Consider the following 18,899-nt stretch of genomic DNA (forward strand, 5'->3'; position numbering starts at 1 on the left):
AATACTAAGTATCTTTCCCAAAACATAAAATAAAAAGTACCTCTCAAACCATTATTATGCTATAATTTACCTGAAAACAGGAAAGGAAACAGAAAATGAAAATAGCTGTTATACATGGTCAAAGCCATAAAGGTTCAACCTATCATATCGCTAAAATGCTAACAGAAAAATTAAATGGCGAAGTCACAGAATTTTTTCTGCCAAAGGATTTTCATTCTTTTTGTATCGGATGTACAAATTGTTTTGAAAAATCAGAAACACTATGTCCTCACTTTAAGGACTTAAAGCCTATCACAGAAGCTATCGACCGTGCCGACGTAATCATTCTGGCAAGTCCTGTATACGTTTATCATACAACAGGAGCAATGAAAGCTTTTTTAGACCATTATGGATACCGGTGGATGGTGCATCGACCGGAAGAAAAAATGTTCCGCAAACAGGCTGTCTGCATATCCACAGCCGCTGGCGGAGGCATGAAAAGTACAAATAAAGATATGGCTGACAGCACATTCTTCTGGGGTGTTGCCAGAACTTATAAATATGGCGTAGGCGTTGCCGCAGTTTCATGGGATGCCGTGAATCCTGATCTAAAAAAACGTATAGATAAAAAAATCACTGTAATAGCTGATAAAATTAATGAGAATATAGGGCACGTATCTCCTTCCATAAAAACCAGAGCATTTTTTAATATTATGCGATTGTTACAGCGGAGAGGATGGAATGAAGCGGATGTAAAATACTGGAAGGAAAAAGGATGGGCAGAAAAAGCCCGCCCATGGAAGCCTTGACTATCTCCCATAGGCAGCTCCGTTCATCTAACCTATTTTACCGATTATTTAACAAAAACTCTTTAATGACCACACTATCGGACAGATGCATCATATGATGACGAGTTATCGGCAGCAAAATAAGCCCTGCAAAAGTGTGCCGGCCCCAAAAATTTTTAAGCCAAATGGACCCTTTTACTTCCAGCAAACCACCTTCGCTGACCAGCCGCGCTAAATATTCTTCTCCGGGTTTCCGTTTCAAATCAAGTGGTGACAAGGATTTTAATATTTTGCGGGTCTGACAGCCTACCGCGTTTCTGTAATTTATCAGCTCCTGTTTATTTACCTGCTCACTAAAATCAATAATCTGCATGTCCGTCATTACGTTACCGGTATCTCTTACGGACACACTCATTTTTTCCATCCATTCTTCATTGAAAATTTGGGGCTGTTCTGCTATAAGAAGATTTCCCACCAAATCTTCTATTCTCGCTATATGCCATAAATGCCAGGCTATTGTTTCGTCTTTCTCAGTCGGCATTATGCTGTAATCCTCATTCTCCAATCCCTCCAATAAATCATCACAAAATGTAGGACTGTCACTTAATGAAACCTTACCTGTGTGCGTCACTGCATGAATTTCCAATGCTAATTCAATTGCCTGGTCAAAACGCCTGGACGATTTCAGCAGCTTTCGTAATTCATCAATCTTTAAATTGTAATCCTTTTCGATATCAAACATAAATAGCCTCTCCTTACGTTAATTTTCTTACCGCTCCAAAGTCTATATTGGAATAGAACCACCTCGAACTTTTCATGATTTTGAAACAAGAAATAATTACTAAAATACTTTAGTATATCAGATATAATTCCACCCAAACTTATGACTATAGATGCGAACGGTTATTCTTTTGAAACTTTGAATCTATATTAAGATTTAGATTATAAATATTATAACATTTTAAATGTGACATATGTCTGTCATAATAAAAATTCCGTTATTACTATTTCAATCATTTCATACTGGAGTAATTATAATAACCAGTATTCCAGGTTTCACGAGGCTCTAAAAAATGGAGCTCTGTTCAAAATCATACTCTCCCTGGCTGTTCAGGCTGCAATATTCTCATATAATTTCATTTCCGTTTGACACGCTCCTCTCTGCCCCTTACAATAAAAGTAGTTACAAATTTTATCACAATGGAGGTGTTTTTATGCTGCATGAAGTAAATTTTCTGTCTTACAACAAACGTGACCAGGTGCAGGGATGGATATACGTTCCGGCTGCCAGGCCGAAAGGAATCGTACAGATTATCCACGGATTCGGTGAGCATTCCAGAAGGTATCTGCATATGATCGTAAAATTCATGGACGCCGGTTATATTGTAGCGGCTGATGACCATGTGGGGCACGGAAAAACAGCCATGGTCAGCGGTGTATGGGGTGATTGGGGCGATGCGGGATTCCACACCATGATGGAGGATGAACACAGCCTGAAAAAACTGGTCTGTGAAAAATATCCGAATCTGCCGTATTTTATTTTCGGTCACAGCATGGGATCCTTTATAGCCAGAGATTATGCGGCAAAATATGGAGAAGACCTGGCAGGTGTCACGATCTGCGGTACAACGGGAGTCTTCCGGGGAGCGGATAAAGCCGCAGAGCTTCTCAAAAAAGCCATTGACGACGGACTGGGAATGGATTCCAATCCGGAATTTACAGGTGCCTTGATGGGATGGATGTGCGAACGGTGTGATGATGTTACCATCGGAAATGAATGGATCTGTTCAGACCCTTATGTACAGCGTGACCACGCGGAAGATCCTTTTGATGCCTTTACCAAACCAACCAGCAACCGGTCACTCTATGACTTTACCCAGATGATGCTGGCAATTGAAGGAACACAGTGGGCCGAGAGAGTTCCAAAGGACCTGCCGTTTTATAATATCGGCGGTGACCAGGACCCTGTTGGCGAATACGGAAAAGGTATCTATGAGGTCTCGAACTGGCTTTGTGATACCGGACATGACGTGAAAACCCGCGTATATTCCGGATATCGTCATGAAATACATAACTACAGTGAGATCAAGAATGATGTCGAGGAGGGAATTATCGCATTTATGGACGGAATTCTTGGAATTTAACTGCAATAGAGAACCCGCTTAAACATTGCGGGTTCTCCGTAACAGAATCACACTTCCATGAAAGTTCCCTTTCAGTAAAAATAAATTGTAAGTTTACTACACAGATGATATGATAGTGGTACAGGGACAATAGCATATCTGGATCTGTCTGAAATAGGACAGCATATCCAGCCGGATGGCGAGTCGCCGTCCGGTATAGAAAAAGAGACCAAAAGACTTCCAGATGCTCCGAGGTACTTCAGCACACTGCCGTGTGCAGGCGGCTTACGCCTGTGTACGTCTGCGCATCTTACAGAATCACCTTCTTGTATTGTCCCTGTATACGAGGTGAAAAAGAATCATATGACAACTACTTTATCAAACTATGACAATGATTTATGGAAATATTGTACAAAAGAACAGATCAAAGACATGCTGCTGTCCTTCCGGCTTCTACAGGGAGCACCTGTACGAGAGGAAAAAGAACTTGCATGTCTCTATGCTGTCAGTAATCATATAAAGAAACACTACCATACTGCCCAGATTCCAAAGCGAAACGGCAGTGTGCGCCGTCTGCTGGTACCGGACGCGTTACTGAATACCATACAGAAAAATCTGCTTCATCATGTTCTGGACGGACTTTCCGTTTCCGTCTATGCCACTGCCTACAAAAAGAAAACCACAGTGCTGGACAATGCACTTTCCCATGTAGGACAGGAACAGGTCATGAAATTGGATATAGAAAACTTCTTTGAAAACATAACATTTCCTCTGGTTTACCAATCAGCCTTTCCGGCCATCTACTTTCCGCCTGCAGTAAGACGGATACTGGCAGAACTTTGCTGTTATGAAGATTATCTTCCGCAGGGCGCACCTACTTCTCCGACAGTTTCCAATCTGGTCATGAAGTCGTTTGACAACTATATGGGAGCATGGTGCGAGGAAAGGGGGATTCATTATACACGTTACAGTGACGATATGACATTTTCCGGTGTATTCGATGAAGTCGAACTGAAAAATAAGGTCAAAAACTACCTTTTAACCATGGGATTTGTGCTGAATGAAAAGAAAACTAAGCTGCTTGGAAAACATACCAGACAAACCGTGACGGGAATCGTTGTGAACGAGAAGGCAGATGTTGGGCGTGCGTATAAAAGAGAGGTACGGGCAGAGGTATATTACTGTAAAAAATACGGGGTAATGGAGCATTTACGGCGTTGTAACAAGAAAGAATGGATGACCGAGGGGGAGTCGGATACGGTCCGTTATCTGCGGCATCTGCTGGGGAAAATTCAGTTTATTCTGCAGATTTCGCCGGAAGATGTACAGTTTCGAGAAGCAAGGGAAGATATCCGCAGACTGCTAAGGGACATATAATACAAGCCCTTTTGCGCCTGGACCCGGTTCTGGATTGTTGTAATCCTTTTTCCCGGTCCCTAAGATTGCTAAATATAACACTTTCAGCCGTGTTTATCGCTTAGGAGGAATATGGTTCTCCGGGGTTTAGCTTTTGATAAGGCGTAATTTTCAGCACTGCATAGAATTCGGATCTTTTGCTGTCCTTTTTCTATTACCTATTCAAGTGCATCTTGAATGCCTTTATCCGTCTGAATATCATATTTTTCCCAAAATTAAAGAATTATGTTCCGGTTTCTTTCCATCATTTGCAATTCATGTACCGGTTTCTTTTGTCCGACTATAATTAAGGAGCTTTTCTATAATTTTATTGTATTATAGAAGATCTTATAAACTCTATTTTACCGAAAATGTATTATACGCTCACTAAAACCGCAAAAAACCCTTGAAACGCTGTAAATTCAACATTTTCAAGGGATTTAACCATTCTAATTTGTCGCTTTGCTAATCAACTTCACGCTTAATCACTGTTACCTGTAAATCCTTTACGTCAATCAAACTTTCTTGTCTGCACTTCGGGCAATAAAGAGGAAAGTTTTTTAGTTCTGTATCTTCCCGTATCTGTAACCTTGTTTTATTGCCACAAACAGGACAACGTACCCATTTTATTTCCTGCTTTAGAATATTACCTTTCTGCAATTAAATTTGACACGCATATTTTCATATGGCTATTCACCGTTAGAACACCCCAAGTTTTTTTGTTGGCAGGTGAAGCGGGTGGTATAAAAACAGCTTCTGCAATTATATTACTTTCGATTTTCCCTAAGTTGGTAATGCTATAACCATTTTGAGAACCATATCCAAACATATTTCTTCCTATAAATGTTCCTGCTTTACTTCCGAAATCTCCCAATGTAGATATTGTAACAGCGTCAATCAGCTCCGGCTGCATATGTATATAACAGGCAAGCACAAGCATTTCTTTCCGTGGGTGTTGACATATGTTTATGACTTGTGACGCTACGCGCTTTGCAAGGATAATAACATTTTCCCCGTTCTTTTTCACGGAAACACCAAAAGCAGTCGAATAATTCCCCATTGCTCCCTGTCTGTAACATTTTGCCTGATTACGAATATCGGCTGCGATAACCACCTTATTTGTATTCTCTTCCAACATCATCTTTGCAATCAGCCAGTCGTTTACAGTAACACTATGTTGTTTGCATAAAGTCAATATTTCTTCTAACTCCTGATTACAAATGGTGAAAATTTCCCGTTTCATTTTGTGTTTTTGAATATAGGCTCTTTCAAATGTGCTATATTCCTCATACATAACTTGCTGCCCCTCTTTTTTCCATCTTCTGTTTGCGTCGCCTATTATCAATTTACTGATAAGAGGTAAATCGCTGTTTGAGGGAAGATCGTTTAGGCATTGAATTAAACGTTCCGGGGCAAATTGCGGTATTACTCCGTTAGCATAATGCTCTGCAAATTCTTCTGCCAGTTGTAGAAGCCCTCTACCATCACACAAAAGATGGTGGGCGATAAAAAGTATTTGAAATTCATTTTCCTTTGGATAAACTACTACTTTTAGCAGACATTCATTCATGACATTCCACCCACGGACAGATATTTCCTCATAATCTTGTTGCCACAAAGCGGCTTCTTCTTTTACCATTACAGGAATATTCAAATAATCTTGTATTTGATAATAAAATCTGCCAGTGTCCGTTTCCTCTGCAATTAAACTTTGCAGAAACGGGTGCGCTTTTTGAAGAGTGTCTATGCTTTGTTTTAGCTGCCCTTCATCATAATTGCTTTCTATTTTTGCCATAATCCCAAAGTGCATATTAGGACACATAAAATGCGCACGTTCTGTATACACATAATTTTTAATCGATTTCATATTTTTTCTCCAATTTATTATTTTCCCGCATAGCAATATCATTCAACACCTTGTCCTGATGTGCTTCAATGGCTAACAAGATTAACAAAACAGCAATTACGGCTCCTGCCAAAAACAAAGTTATTGAAGAAAGCCAATGCCACCCTGCCGCCCAAAATAAAATACTGGTTACAAATAATACGCCGATGAGTTTCATCATAGTAAGCCCCAGTTCAAGCATATTCAGTTTATATTTATAGCGGTTATTATAGTTCATATTCTTATGTTTCATTTGCCGAACCTCCCTTGTTTTCATTGTGATATAATTTGAAACTGGTACATGCTTCAATAAGTAACTGCCTTATTTCTTCGGGCGCAATGTTCGTTGTGTTCGTAGAAACAATCGTTGCTATACCATGCGTAAATATCCATGTTTTCACAAACACTTCCGGTTCAATCGGAATAGGAACGTGCTTAGCCAAATCATAAAGGCTTTCAAGTCTTGTTCCGCTATCTGACATACATAGAAGATGGAACAGATTTTTTTCATTTTGAGCCAGCTCCACATACTTTAATCCCATGCTTAAAAAATAGGGAGTTTCTGTATCAAAAGGCTGTTGTAGCATAGTTTCTTCAAATAGTTTTTGCGTTTTTTTGTAAACTTCTTCCTTTAGTTCTTCCATATTATGAAAAGCATAAAACACTGGTTGAGTAGAGCATTTTAATTCACTGGCAAGCAAACGTGCGGTTACTTTTTCAAAACCATATACTTTTGTCAACTCAAATGCTTTTTCAATAATAGCTTCTCTGGGTATCTTAACTTTTGGTGGCATAACGTCCTCCTTTTGATAACTAAGTTATATATCATTGTTATTATACGTTGTAAAAAGATTTTTGTCAATTCCTCCGGTTGGTAGTTCATAAAAACCATACATATCATGCTCTATTACTATTAAAGCTATGCTATGTGTAATCATATCCAAAGCAGAAAGGTGAACGGCAAAATGTAGTAGGGTGAAAAATATGAAGCAGGACAAAGTGAAGTATAATTTTAAGGCTTTCGGGCAAGCCATAAAAGAAGCAAGAAAGGCAAAGGGTATCTCGCGCAACCAGTTAGCAGACAGGCTGAATATTACGCCGCGCTATATCGCGTCCATTGAGAACAGCCGGGACTTAACAATTATGACGACAACTGCAAAGGGAATACAGGAAGCCAACAGCAAGGAAACGGTGGAATAAAATCCTCCGTTTTTTGTCTGTGCAACTATTGGAAACGTCGCAAACTGCGGCATTTTTCTTTTGCAAAAGTCCGTCAAATCAGAGGTTCCCGGTGTTGTAGGTAGTGAGAAGAAAGTTTCGTAGCAAGCTTTCCTGATTATGAGGTTGTTGCCATAGCAGACTTTCACAAGAAAAAGACCCCGAAAACCTTATAACCACTGGAAAATGCTTGTGTTTATAAGGCTTTCGAAGCCTCTATAATTTTAACCTTAATTTAATTGAAAAATTCGCTTAGTTGCCCATCTGCTTAGCAACTTCCTCAGCAAAATTCTCTTCTTTCTTCTCAATACCTTCTCCGGTCTCGAAACGAACGAAGCCTTTTACTGTAATCTTAGCATTGTTAGCTTTCGCAACTTCCTCAACGTATTTGGCAACGGTCTGTTTTCCGTCTTCTGCTTTTACATAAACCTGGTCTAACAGACAGATTTCTTTCAGCTCTTTGTTGATACGGCCCATAACCATACCGCTGATGATCTTGTCGTTAGCGTCCGGTTTCTCGTTCTTAGCTGCTGCTGTCAGGATTTCTTTCTCATGCTCAATGTATTCCTGAGACACTTCACTTCTGTTTGTGTATACAGGTTTCAGAGCTGCTGCCTGCATGGCAATGTTTTTAGCCATTTCTTTTACAGCATCGTTGATGACATCTGTCTCAACATCAACCAGAACACCGATTTTGCCACCCATGTGTGTGTAGGATGCAACAAATCCGTTTTCTTCGGATACCTTTGTAAATCTTCTGATGTTCATGTTCTCACCGATAACAGCAATCTGGCCTGCCAGAGCTTCCTGAACGGTTTTTGTTGTATCGAATTTCCATGCTTCAGCTAAGAAAGCTTCCACATCGGCTGCTTCTGTATCCATAGCCTGCTCTGCAACCTGTGCAACATAGCCCTGGAATTTTTCGTTTTTAGCAACGAAGTCTGTCTCTGCGTTAACCTCTACAACAACTGCTTTCTTCTCGTCAGCAGATACCAGAGTTTTGCACAGACCTTCTGCTGCAACACGGCTTGCTTTTTTCTGTGCAGTAGCAAGTCCTTTTTCTCTCAGGAATTCAACTGCTTTATCCATATCGCCTTCTGTTGCTGCAAGAGCTTTCTTACAGTCCATCATGCCGGCGCCGGTCATCTCTCTTAATTCTTTTACCATTCCTGCTGTAATAGCCATCGTGATATTCCTCCTGAATTCTATTGGTTTTTTCTAAAGAACCGCCTTGGCAGTACAGCCAAGGCGCTTTGAATTATTCCTCTGTTGCTTCCTCTTCTGCTGCTTCCTCGAAGATTTCGCTGTCTTCAGCAACACCCTGGTTAGCTTCAATGACAGCATCTGCCATTTTGGAAACGATTAATTTTACGGCTCTGATGGCATCATCATTGCCCGGGATAACATAATCCAGTTCTTCCGGATCACAGTTTGTATCACAGATACCGATTAACGGAATACCTAATGTATGTGCTTCCTGAACGCAGATTCTTTCTTTTTTCGGGTCTACAATGAAGATGGCATCCGGGAGTTTCTTCATTTCTTTGATACCGCCCAGGTTCTTCTCTAATTTGGCCTGCTCTTTTTTCAGCTCGATAACTTCTTTTTTCGGCAGTACGTCGAAAGTTCCGTCAGCTTCCATAGCTTCGATTTCTTTCAGTCTTGCGATTCTGCTCTGGATGGTCTTGAAGTTTGTCAGCATTCCGCCTAACCATCTTTCGTTTACATAGAACATTCCGCAGCGCTCTGCTTCCACTTTGATAGCATCCTGAGCCTGTTTTTTAGTTCCTACGAACAGGATTGTGCCGCCGTCAGCTGCGATGTCTGCAACTGCTTTGTAAGCATCGTCAACCATTCCTACAGATTTCTGCAGGTCGATGATGTAGATGCCGTTTCTCTCTGTGTAGATGTAGGGAGCCATTTTAGGGTTCCATCTTCTGGTCTGATGTCCGAAATGAACACCTGCTTCCAGTAACTGTTTCATTGAAATAACGCTCATGTTTTTTCTCCTTTTTGGTTGTTTTCTTCCGTCTATTTCCTCTCCGCAGGGACACTGTCGGACGCTTGTCCGCAGGCACCGTCCTTTGGTATTCATAGACGTGGTTATTTTGCAACGTTGGTATTATAGCATAGCTGAGGTGTATGTTGCAAGCTGTTTTTAAGATTTTTTCCTGTTTTTACAAGGTTTATACTACTTATTTTCTTTTGCAGGCATTCTTAAGCCAAATGTTAAGCAGCGGCATCCAGCTCTGGCACTCTTTCTGTACACCGGTGCCGTCTGCACGCATCAGTGTCTCATTTGCCAGGGAGAGGCCATGACTGCCCTTGGGATAGAGATGGTATTCAGCCGGAACGCCCGCTTTTCCCATTGCCTCCACAAATAACAGGGAGTTCTGAAACGGCACGCTCTGGTCCTCAAAGGTATGCCAGAGAAAAGCCTGGGGCACATGGACATCTACCTGGGTTTCCAGTGCCATCTCCGCTTTTTTCTCTTCATAATCACTGCCCAGCAGATTATGGATGCTTTCCAGATGCCCGTAATCCTCCCTGGATGTGATCACCGGATAGCAGAGAATCAGACCTTTTACTTTTAAAATCTCCCTGCTGCATCCCACAGCCTCAGAAAGAAAATCCCTGTTCCAGAAAACACCGTAGCTGGCTGCCAGATGGCCTCCCGCTGAAAATCCCATAACAAAGATATTTTCCGTATCCACATGCCACGCCTCCGCCTTCTCATGTATCATCTGCACAGAGCGGGCCACCTCGGTCAGGGCTGCGGGAAATACACTGGGAGCACAGGAATAGCGCAGAACTGCCGCGTGATATCCCATGCTGTTAAACTGCAGAGCCACCATCTCCGCCTCTCTGTCAGCCGTAAATCGGTATGCGCCTCCGGGACAGATCAGTATCAGAGGCCGCATTAAATCTTCCGGCAGCTCCTCATACGCAGCCAAAATATAAGTTGTCAAATGTGTCTCTTTGGAAGACCCTGACATTTGAATCGGAATATTTTCATGTATCATGTTTCTGCTCTCCTTTTATTCCTTCTCAATAATCTGGCCGTTTCTGTAGGCCTTCAGAAGTTGTCTCAGCTCATCAATGCTCTCCTGCAGGTGATGTCCGTTATCCGTATCCCCCACTGTTTTCCTAAGAGAGGTGCGTTTTACTAAAATACTGTCAGAGAGAATATCGCTCTCCCTTGTGATGGCATCCTCTGCAGAGGTAAATGGTTCATGGGCTGCCAGGATCATTCCCCAGGAATTATAAATCAACGTATATCCCGCAATCCCGGTCTCCTTCTGATATGCTTTTGAAAATCCACCGTCAATGACCAGCACTTTGCCGCCGCATTTGATGGGACTTTCCCCTGAGGTATGGTGTACCGGGACATGACCGTTTATAATATGGCAGCAGTCCCCTTCGATTCCGAACTCCCGGAAAATATTATCCACTACGCTTTCATCCTCTAAAAGTCTGTAGTAAGGATTCTTATTCTCCACATGGGTTTCCTTCTCGGCAAGGAAATACCGCTCAAAGGTAGCCATCTTATCCTTGCCGAACAGCGGAGACGAGGGACTGCTCCAGATAAACCACAGAATATCCCTGCCGCGCTGTTTTTCTTCCTTGTCCAGAGCAAAGAAAGCTTTCCGCACATAGGCTTCCAGCACGTCATAGAGCTCTCTTCCTTTATAAGTCCTGCCGTACACTTCAACCTCTTTAAAGCTGCCGTCCTCATTCAGAGGGACACAGCCGTGATAAAGCAGGTTGTTGTTATATACCTTGTACAAACTTCCCTTCTTCAAAAGAAGCTGCATATGGCGCTGGAGCTTCTCACAGTTGGCAAAGGCGGAGACGAGGCGTTCCATAACCTCCTCCTCCTCTTTTGAAAGCTCATAGGGATTTTCCGGGTCCACGGTCGGGAAGACATGATCCAGAAGGTTGTATTCTTTTCCGTATAAACGGATGGTCCCCTCCTCATAGTTAATATCATCCAGAAGCGCCCGGTCTGCCATATGAAATTCTTTTCTCCTGATCAAAAGCTGCCCTTCCAGTTTGAACTGGATAACGGAAATGGCCTTGTGCATCTTCATGTTCAGCACAGTCTCTGCCGGATTGAGGGTATTTCCCCCTTTTATTTTAAAGCACTCACAGGGGTCATCCTGATAATACGTCAGGGCAAAGGTAGCCAATGGCAGCAGATTAATGCCATATCCGTCTTCCAGAAGGTCCAGATTCGCATAGCGGGCACAGATGCGGATCACATTGGCAATACAGGAACGCTGGCCTGCTGCCGCACCCATCCAGACAATGTCATGGTTGCCCCACTGGATATCCAGAGAGTGATATTCCTCCAGCTTCTCCATGATATGGTGCGGCCCCGGCCCCCTGTCATAAATATCTCCCAGAATATGCAGATGGTCCACAACCAGACGCTGGATCAGCTCCGAAAGAGCGATGATAAACACTTCCGCCCTGCCTATGGCTATAATGGTCTCAATAATCTGCTCATAGTAAGCCTCTTTGTCATTGAGCTCCGGTTTCTCGGTGATAAGCTCCTCGATAACATATGCAAAATCAGGCGGCAGGGCTTTACGGACTTTGGATCGGGTGTATTTGGATGCAACACGTTTACACACCTCGATCAGACGGTATAAGGTGATCTTGTACCAGTCCTCCATGTTTTCCTCCGTCTTTTTGATCAGCTCCATCTTTTCCTTCGGATAATAGATCAGTGTTGCCAGAAAACGCTTGTCCTGTTCATTGAGTGTATGGCCGAATACTTCGTTGATCTTTCGTCTCACAGAACCGGAACCATTTTTCAGCACATGGGAAAATGCCTCATATTCCCCGTGGATATCTGTCAGGAAATGTTCTGTTCCCTTGGGAAGGTTGAGAATTGACTGCAGGTTGATGATCTCCGTGGATGCCTTGGCGATCGTCGGATATAGTTCGGAAAGGCGTTCCAGATACTTTTGTTCCAGTTTTTCCATTTGGTCTCCCCCAATATTTATAGATTAATTTATGTTGCCATTGTAACACATTTTCCTCTCCCAGAAAACAAGAACACTGCCAATCAGTAAAAAAATAATTCCGGCCGGATTTTCTTTCTGCATTTTTACAGCCTCCGGTACGGGCTCTGTGTCCGTTTCGGCATTTTCATTGGCAGGCATGGTAAAATCCCAGGGTTCCATATCACTTATGTTTCCTGCTGTATCCTTAACAGACAGGGTTATTCTGTTTTTACCGTTTTTCAGGTATTTACTTGGGATTCTTAGTTTTCCTTCCTTCCACTCATAGAGAACCGGTTCCCCGTTCACCGAACAGGAAACAATCCGGACGGCGTCCACATTGTCCAGGGTTATTTCCGGTGTAAAGCCGCCGCTGTGGGCAATTTCCTCCCTGTCGTATACAAAGCTTGTGCCAGATTGATTGACGGAAAAGAGAAAGTGCTGTTTTGTCCGGTTGCCGTACAGGTCACATGCCTCGCAGATAAGCACATACTCATCATCCTCTGTCACCGGGTCCAGAGTCAGGGTCAGACAATTCCGGTTCTCCTCTTTCCGGAAGGAAATCGTTCTCTCACCTGTACGTTTCCCAGTAAGACGGATTTTTACACTGTCCTTGTCCAGATTCTCATCCTGTACTGTGATACATGGCGATACCTGCGTGTTGCTGGATGAAAGATTTTTCAGATTCACAAGGGCGATAACAGGATACACGCGGTCGGGGATTTCGATTTCTGTCATAGCCGTAGGAGTATCGTCCTCTTTCTCTTTTGAAGGCTGTCGGGCAGATTCGTTTTTTTCTGCCTCCTCTGAAGGCTGCCGGGCGGTTTCGGTTCTCCCTGCCTCCTCATGTCCGTTACCATTTTCGGTTTCCTCCATATCTTTTATACCGTCTTCTGTGTTCTGATTCTCATCTGCTGTACCTCCTTGAATTTCTTCTGCATCTTTATCTGTGTATGTATCACCTGTCTGTGTTTTCTCTAAATCTGCAGTATCCTTTCCGTTTTTATCAGATTTCATTTCGTCCGTATTTTCTTTTGAATCAGTCTTTTTCACCCTGATCTTATACCGAACCACCACTTCTGTTTCCCCTTCTTCAAGGGCCTCTATATTTCCGTTTCTTCCCGCGCAGGCAATGCGCTCATCTGCTATCTGTACCATGCCATTGCCGGGCAAAAAAAGCGCTTCTCCCTTCTGCAGTTCTACAATCTGTGTCATTTCCGGCAGAGTATTGTCCGTATTTCCAAAATCTTCCTCGGCTGAAGCAAATACCGGAACCGCACTGCCTAAACATAAAAATATCACTGTCACTATAAAGAACATCCTTTTACGATTCATTCTGTTTCCTCCGTTTCCAAAGCCTTGATTTTATTTTTGATTTTTTTGCTGTTAAACCCATCCTTTTTTGCTCCTCTTTTTTCCATGAGAGAAAGCAGACTCTCTGCCTTTTTCTGGTTTTCCCGTTCTGCTGCTTCCATAAGTGCATAGGCGCAGTAGGCTTCTGCATCCTGGGGAAAATCGCTCAGATAACGTTCATAGCATTTTTCCGCTTCCATATACTCCTGCATCTGTCGGTACATGGCTGCAATTGACAGACGTGCTTCCTGTTCCAGGTTTACAGGGATTTTTTCTTCCAGAAGCAATTCATAATACCGGATGCTTTTTACCGGATTATCCAGTTTTCCGTAAATCACGGCGAGCTGATAGTAAATTTCTACACGGTATACCGGTGCATATGTCTCCCGGCTGTTTTCCTTTACATTCTTTTCCGCCTGCAAAAGAAGACCCTGTGCTTTTTCCGCGCTTTCCTGATTGGAGAATCCCAGCTCGCTTTCATATGCCTGTACAATATTTGCCAGAAATATTTGTTCGCCCGCCTTCTCCCAGGAGGTGCCTGCGCTTTTTTCCAATGTTTCTATGGCAGCTCCGGCTTCTACCCAGTTTCTTTTTGACGGCGCCTCTTCTATGGCATCCAGGATTTTTCGGTACAGCTCTCCTTTTTCTGTCCCTTCTTGTTCTTTCAGGAAATACCGGCGTGCCTCCCTGTAATCCGCTGTATCCGCAAGACCGATGTCTTTGCGAAAGCCCAGCAGCCTTCCCGCATCAAGCAGCAGCTCCTGCCGCCTGACCTGCGCGCCTAAAAGGAGCAGAAAACCCACTGCCAGAAAAACGGAACCTGCGTAAACACGCTGCCTGGTGTGCATCCACTCTTCCAGATTCTGCAGTTCTCTCTTGACCGCACGGATGTTCCTGTAGCGTTTTCCCGGAGAGGTTTCCATACATTTGTCTGCAATGTGTCTCCACTTTTTATATATCTTGGATCTGTGTTCATCCGTCTGTTCCATGTAACGCAGGACAGCTCCCAATCCATAGATGTCCGTTCGTTCCTCTGCACTACCGGAAAACTGTTCCGGTGCGGCAAAACCGGGTGTTCCGTACCCGCTGCCGCTCTTATTGGCCAGGGACGCAATGCCGAAATCAAGAATCCGTATATCCCCTGAAATGTGTACCAGCAGATTGGAAGGTTTCATATCCTGGTAGATAATCCCTTTTGCCGGACCATGGAGGTATTCCAGCAGACTGCAGAGCTGTATGGCCCATCGGATCCGTTTGCTCCAGGGTATCTTTTTTCCGCTTTTCTTTATCTCCTCCAAAGTGAATCCTTCCAGATAGTCCATGACAAGATAACAGTATCCATCTGTCCTTAGTGTATCAACGATTCTGGGCAGCGCCGGATGTTCCAGGTACCGCATGATCTCAGCTTCTCTGCTGCTGCCAGCGGGAATCCTTTTGACAGCCCAGTATTTTTCCAGCTTTATGTCAAAGGCCAGATACACCTTCCCCTGTCCGCCTTTTCCCAGGATTTTATCCAGACGGTAGCGTTCTCCAAGAAGACGCTTTTCTCCATACACGAACAGCATCACCTCTTTATGTAGTTCTTATATATTGTAGAATGAAAATGGAATGTCAGGCAGAAATGCCGAAATTTCAGATATTTTCAGACGGACTGCCGCATACGGCAGCCCGTCTTTTTATATTAGATCACATTCTCTCAGGTGCTTCAAATCCCAGCAGATCGATGCATGTCTCCAGTACATCTCTTGCCAGAACCAGCAGACGAATCCAGGAAGTCTTCTGTGCTTCGTTCTCCTCACTGAGAATCTTAGTTTCATGATAAAAACTGTTGAACGCATTTGCCAGATCATAGATATAAGAACAGATCTTATGCGGAGCTTTTTCCTCAAAGGCAGGGGCGATCACGGAATTGAATCTGGAGAGTTCCAGCATCAATGCCTTCTCGCTGGCATTTGCCGCCTGCAGTATTGTGCCCTTTTCCGGATTACCGCCCTCTTCGCGATAGCGCTCCAGAATGGATTTGATACGCACAATTGTATACAGGATATAAGGCCCTGTATTGCCCTCAAAGGATGTGAAACGCTCTACGTCAAACACGTAATCTTTGGAAGCCTGATTGGACAGATCCCCGTATTTGATTGCGGAAAGTCCCACCATCTCAGCGGTCTTTTTCGCATCATCGCCTTTTACACTGCGGTTCTCAACGATTTTCTTGTACATTTCCTCATTGATCTCATTGATGAGGCGTTCCAGACGCATAACGCCGCCTTCTCTTGTCTTAAAGGGCTTACCGTCCTTACCGTTCATGGTTCCGAAGCCGACAAATGCAAGTCCGGTGTTCTCCTCCGTGAGTTTTGCCTTCTTGGCACAGCGGAACACCTGGATAAAATGCAGTTCCTGGCGCTTGTCCACCACATAGATCATCTCATCCGGATGGTAATCCTCCATACGCTGTACAATGGTAGCCAGGTCTGTGGTATTGTAAAGGGAAGCTCCGTCGGATTTGAGGATCATACAGGGAGGAATCTCCTTGGCATCACTTTCCTCTTTTACATCCACAACAAGAGCGCCCTGGTCCAGATATGCATACCCATTGTCCTTTAAATATGCCACCATATCCGGAATATAGGGATCTGCATCCGCTTCACCCTTCCAGAGGTCAAAATCCACATGCAGCTTCTCATAGTTCTTTTTCAGGTCCGCTACAGACACTTCCATGATGTGTCTCCAGAGTGCGCGGTATCCTCTTCTGCCCTGCTGAAGTTCCAGAGTAGCCTCCAGAGCTTCATTTCTGTAGTCCTCATCTTCCTTTGATTTTCCGCTGGCTGTGGGGTATATCTCCTCCAGCTCGCTGACGGTAAACGGCGCTTCCGCCGGATACTCCCCTTCATAGGATGCATCAAAATATACCAGTTCCGGAGAACGTTTTTTAAGCTCTGTGATGATCAGACCCATCTGCAGGCCCCAGTCGCCCAGATGCACATCGCCTATTACTTTGTGCCCAAGGAAACGTCCCATTCGTTTTAAGCTCTCACCGATAATGGCGGAACGGAGATGTCCCACATGAAGCGGTTTTGCCACATTTGGTCCGCCGTAGTCGATGATGATTGTCTTTGGTGACTCTGCTTTCTCAACGGAGAGATCAGCATCTGCCTGCATATCGTTCAGATAGGATGCCAGAAATTCAGGATTCAGCTTCAGATTGATAAACCCCGGATTCACAGCGTCTGCCTGGCTGAACATATCACTCTCTTTTATTTTTTCAACCACATCGTTTGCAATCATGATAGGTGCTTTTTTGTATGTCTTGGCTGCCGCCATCGCTCCGTTGCACTGATACTCGCACAGATCCGGGCGGTTGGATACATTTACCCGGGCAAATTTTTCGTCATATCCAGAAGCTGTGAATGCGTCTTTGATGACTGCTTCCATGCATTCGATGATTTTCTTCATAACTGTTCACTACTCCACTTCTACTTTTTTAGAAACTGCCACCGCAAGGGCACCCTGTCCAATGTGACAGGCAACACTCAGGGACAGAGGGTCCATATGCACTTCCATATCGAAATGCTTCTCAAGCTCTGCCTTCCACTCCAGTGCCTCCTCCTCATTGCCGGTGTAAGCCGCCTCCAGGCACATGAGGCCCTTTTTCCTGTTATCTTTAAAACGGTTCTTCAGGTCCTCCTCCATGGCTTTGACCATCACACGCTTTGCCTGTTTCTTTCCTCTGGCTTTTGAAAAGGCATCCAGCTTCTCTCCCTGAATCTGCAGGACCGGTTTCAGATTCAGCACAGTGCCGAGTGCAGCCGCCGCAGGTGTGATCCTGCCGCCTTTTTTCAGGTATTTCAGTGTCTCCAGAGTGATATAGATACTGGATTCCCCTTTTTCGGCTTCCAGGATTTCTTTGATCTCCACCGCGTTTTTACCGGCTTTTGCCAGCTCAACTGCATCCAGTACCGATTGTCTCTGCGTGACGGAAATCCTCTGGTTGTCCACCACCTGTACACGCCCCTTATATTCTCTGGCCAGTACAAATGCTGTCTGACAGGAGTTGCTGAGACCGCTTGACATGGGAATATGCACAATCTCATCGTGGTCTGCAAGCAGCCGCTCCCAGGTCTCCAGCACATCGGCAGGGGATGGCTGAGATGTGGAAATATCCGCATCCTGGGCCAGGCGTTCATAAAAATCCTCCTGGGTGAGTGTGATTCCCTCCAGGAAAAGCTGTTCATTAATATAAAAAGGCATTGGAAGAACCGTAATCCCCAGCTCCCCGGCACACTGCTGGGTAATGCCGCTGTTACTGTCCGTCACAACTGCAATCTTCTTTTTTTCCATTGCTTCTTTGACTCCTTTTCCCCATTTTGGGTTACTATTTTTAATAATATCATAGACCGGAGTTAAATACAATGTCTCCCCCGGGAAAATTTTGACGAAAAAATCACTGCATGCTATAATAGATTTCAGAAAAAATACTGATAAGGAGGAAAATCATGTCATTTCAAACAGAATCTTATGCAAACACAGCCAAAACTATCCTGTCAAATCTGGAAAAAAGGAACATGAAGGGATATTACTGTGAAAATGCCGAAGAAGCAAGAAAGCTCATTCAAAGCCTGATCCCTGCCCATGCCACAGTGACCTGGGGTGGCTCGGAAACACTGGTGGAGACAGGAATTATGGACACCTTAAAGCAGGGTGACTACATACTGCTTGACCGAAAGGAAGCCAAAACACCTGAGGAATCCAGGACTCTCTATGGCAGGATCGTCACTGCAGATTATTTTCTCACCGGCACCAATGCCATTACCCTGGACGGGGAACTGATCAATGTGGACGGCATGGGAAACCGTGTTGCCTGTCTGATCACAGGTCCGCAGCATGTACTGGTGGTGGCCGGCATGAACAAAGTGTCTGTCACAGAGGAGGACGGTATCCGCAGGGTCCGCAACATAGCAGCTCCCCCCAACAGTATCCGCGTCGGGGCCAATACCCCCTGCTCCAAAACAGGCGTCTGCAAAGACTGCCAGAGTCCTGACTGCATCTGCTGTCAGACGGTGATCACAAGACGCTCACGTGTAAAAGACAGGATCACAGTGATCCTAATCGGTGAATCTTACGGTTTCTGAGAAAAAAACGGCAGCTCCCT

The 18,899-nt window shown here is 44.1% G+C and carries 18 protein-coding genes; 5 read left to right on the forward strand and 13 right to left on the reverse strand.

Going from position 1 to position 18,899, the window contains the following annotated elements; all coding sequences use genetic code 11:
• The first annotated feature begins 95 nt into the window (after positions 1–95).
• On the forward strand, positions 96–788 hold the full coding sequence (locus LC508_RS07175; RefSeq protein ID WP_033139690.1) for a flavodoxin family protein: 693 nt from the start codon (positions 96–98) through the stop codon (positions 786–788).
• A 37-nt stretch (positions 789–825) separates the two neighbouring features.
• Here LC508_RS07175 and LC508_RS07180 read toward each other — a convergent pair whose 3' ends face one another.
• A complete protein-coding gene (locus LC508_RS07180; protein WP_054353751.1) occupies positions 826–1,509 on the reverse strand; it encodes a DinB family protein in 684 nt (227 codons plus the stop codon).
• A gap of 472 nt (positions 1,510–1,981) precedes the next feature.
• On the opposite strand from LC508_RS07180, the gene LC508_RS07185 reads away from it, so the two are divergent.
• Both LC508_RS07185 and LC508_RS07190 read left to right on the forward strand, forming a co-directional pair.
• A complete protein-coding gene (locus LC508_RS07185) occupies positions 1,982–2,911 on the forward strand; it encodes an alpha/beta fold hydrolase (RefSeq protein WP_033139692.1) in 930 nt (309 codons plus the stop codon).
• A gap of 342 nt (positions 2,912–3,253) precedes the next feature.
• Positions 3,254–4,267: a reverse transcriptase family protein gene (locus tag LC508_RS07190; RefSeq protein WP_033139693.1), complete on the forward strand. Its 1,014-nt coding sequence runs from the start codon at positions 3,254–3,256 to the stop codon at positions 4,265–4,267.
• A gap of 483 nt (positions 4,268–4,750) precedes the next feature.
• Here the strand turns inward: LC508_RS07190 and LC508_RS07195 are convergent, their stop codons facing one another.
• Genes LC508_RS07195 through LC508_RS07210 form a run of 4 tightly spaced genes read right to left on the reverse strand, consistent with a single transcriptional unit; the run spans position 4,751 to position 6,964 of the window.
• Entirely contained in the window at positions 4,751–4,915 is a 165-nt protein-coding gene (locus LC508_RS07195) for a cysteine-rich KTR domain-containing protein (RefSeq protein WP_103731914.1), read from the reverse strand.
• Between the two features lie 16 nt (positions 4,916–4,931).
• The gene (locus tag LC508_RS07200) at positions 4,932–6,152 is read right to left on the reverse strand and encodes a hypothetical protein (RefSeq protein ID WP_103731913.1); all 1,221 of its coding nucleotides are present in this window, start codon (positions 6,150–6,152) and stop codon (positions 4,932–4,934) included.
• Positions 6,139–6,423, reverse strand: a complete 285-nt coding sequence (locus LC508_RS07205) for a hypothetical protein (RefSeq protein WP_054353748.1) — start codon at positions 6,421–6,423, stop codon at positions 6,139–6,141. The genes LC508_RS07200 and LC508_RS07205 overlap by 14 nt, the downstream gene beginning before the upstream one ends.
• Positions 6,413–6,964 carry a TetR/AcrR family transcriptional regulator gene (locus LC508_RS07210; RefSeq protein ID WP_103731912.1) on the reverse strand — a complete coding sequence of 184 codons (552 nt, stop codon included), beginning with the start codon at positions 6,962–6,964 and terminating at the stop codon, positions 6,413–6,415. The genes LC508_RS07205 and LC508_RS07210 overlap by 11 nt, the downstream gene beginning before the upstream one ends.
• Before the next feature lie 190 nt (positions 6,965–7,154).
• On the opposite strand from LC508_RS07210, the gene LC508_RS07215 reads away from it, so the two are divergent.
• Complete coding sequence (locus LC508_RS07215; protein ID WP_103731911.1) at positions 7,155–7,370, forward strand: helix-turn-helix domain-containing protein; 216 nt, start codon at positions 7,155–7,157, stop codon at positions 7,368–7,370.
• Between the two features lie 270 nt (positions 7,371–7,640).
• On the opposite strand, the gene tsf is transcribed toward LC508_RS07215, so the two are convergent.
• The 8 genes from tsf to LC508_RS07255 all read right to left on the reverse strand — a co-directional run bounded on the left by tsf (position 7,641) and on the right by LC508_RS07255 (position 18,088).
• Positions 7,641–8,573: a translation elongation factor Ts gene (gene tsf / locus LC508_RS07220; protein ID WP_033139698.1), complete on the reverse strand. Its 933-nt coding sequence runs from the start codon at positions 8,571–8,573 to the stop codon at positions 7,641–7,643.
• A 73-nt stretch (positions 8,574–8,646) separates the two neighbouring features.
• Positions 8,647–9,387, reverse strand: a complete 741-nt coding sequence (rpsB, locus tag LC508_RS07225; protein ID WP_033139699.1) for a 30S ribosomal protein S2 — start codon at positions 9,385–9,387, stop codon at positions 8,647–8,649.
• Positions 9,388–9,583: 196 nt separating this feature from the next.
• Positions 9,584–10,411 carry an alpha/beta hydrolase gene (locus LC508_RS07230; RefSeq protein ID WP_103731910.1) on the reverse strand — a complete coding sequence of 276 codons (828 nt, stop codon included), beginning with the start codon at positions 10,409–10,411 and terminating at the stop codon, positions 9,584–9,586.
• A gap of 15 nt (positions 10,412–10,426) precedes the next feature.
• Entirely contained in the window at positions 10,427–12,379 is a 1,953-nt protein-coding gene (locus tag LC508_RS07235) for a fructose-bisphosphatase class III (RefSeq protein WP_033139701.1), read from the reverse strand.
• Positions 12,380–12,403: 24 nt separating this feature from the next.
• Positions 12,404–13,732, reverse strand: a complete 1,329-nt coding sequence (locus LC508_RS07240; RefSeq protein ID WP_033139702.1) for an ICP22 family protein — start codon at positions 13,730–13,732, stop codon at positions 12,404–12,406.
• Positions 13,729–15,306 carry a serine/threonine protein kinase gene (locus LC508_RS07245; protein WP_158587309.1) on the reverse strand — a complete coding sequence of 526 codons (1,578 nt, stop codon included), beginning with the start codon at positions 15,304–15,306 and terminating at the stop codon, positions 13,729–13,731. Before LC508_RS07245 ends, LC508_RS07240 begins: the two co-directional genes overlap by 4 nt.
• A 130-nt stretch (positions 15,307–15,436) precedes the next feature.
• A complete protein-coding gene (gene argS / locus LC508_RS07250; protein ID WP_054353742.1) occupies positions 15,437–17,203 on the reverse strand; it encodes an arginine--tRNA ligase in 1,767 nt (588 codons plus the stop codon).
• 9 nt (positions 17,204–17,212) lie between these two features.
• Positions 17,213–18,088: a DegV family protein gene (locus tag LC508_RS07255; RefSeq protein WP_033139704.1), complete on the reverse strand. Its 876-nt coding sequence runs from the start codon at positions 18,086–18,088 to the stop codon at positions 17,213–17,215.
• A gap of 155 nt (positions 18,089–18,243) precedes the next feature.
• On the opposite strand from LC508_RS07255, the gene LC508_RS07260 reads away from it, so the two are divergent.
• A complete protein-coding gene (locus LC508_RS07260; protein ID WP_054353741.1) occupies positions 18,244–18,879 on the forward strand; it encodes a lactate utilization protein in 636 nt (211 codons plus the stop codon).
• Positions 18,880–18,899: the final 20 nt, after the last annotated feature.

The sequence above is a fragment of the Blautia parvula genome (genome assembly GCF_020215665.1).
GTDB classification, from domain to species: Bacteria; Bacillota; Clostridia; order Lachnospirales; family Lachnospiraceae; genus Blautia; species Blautia celeris.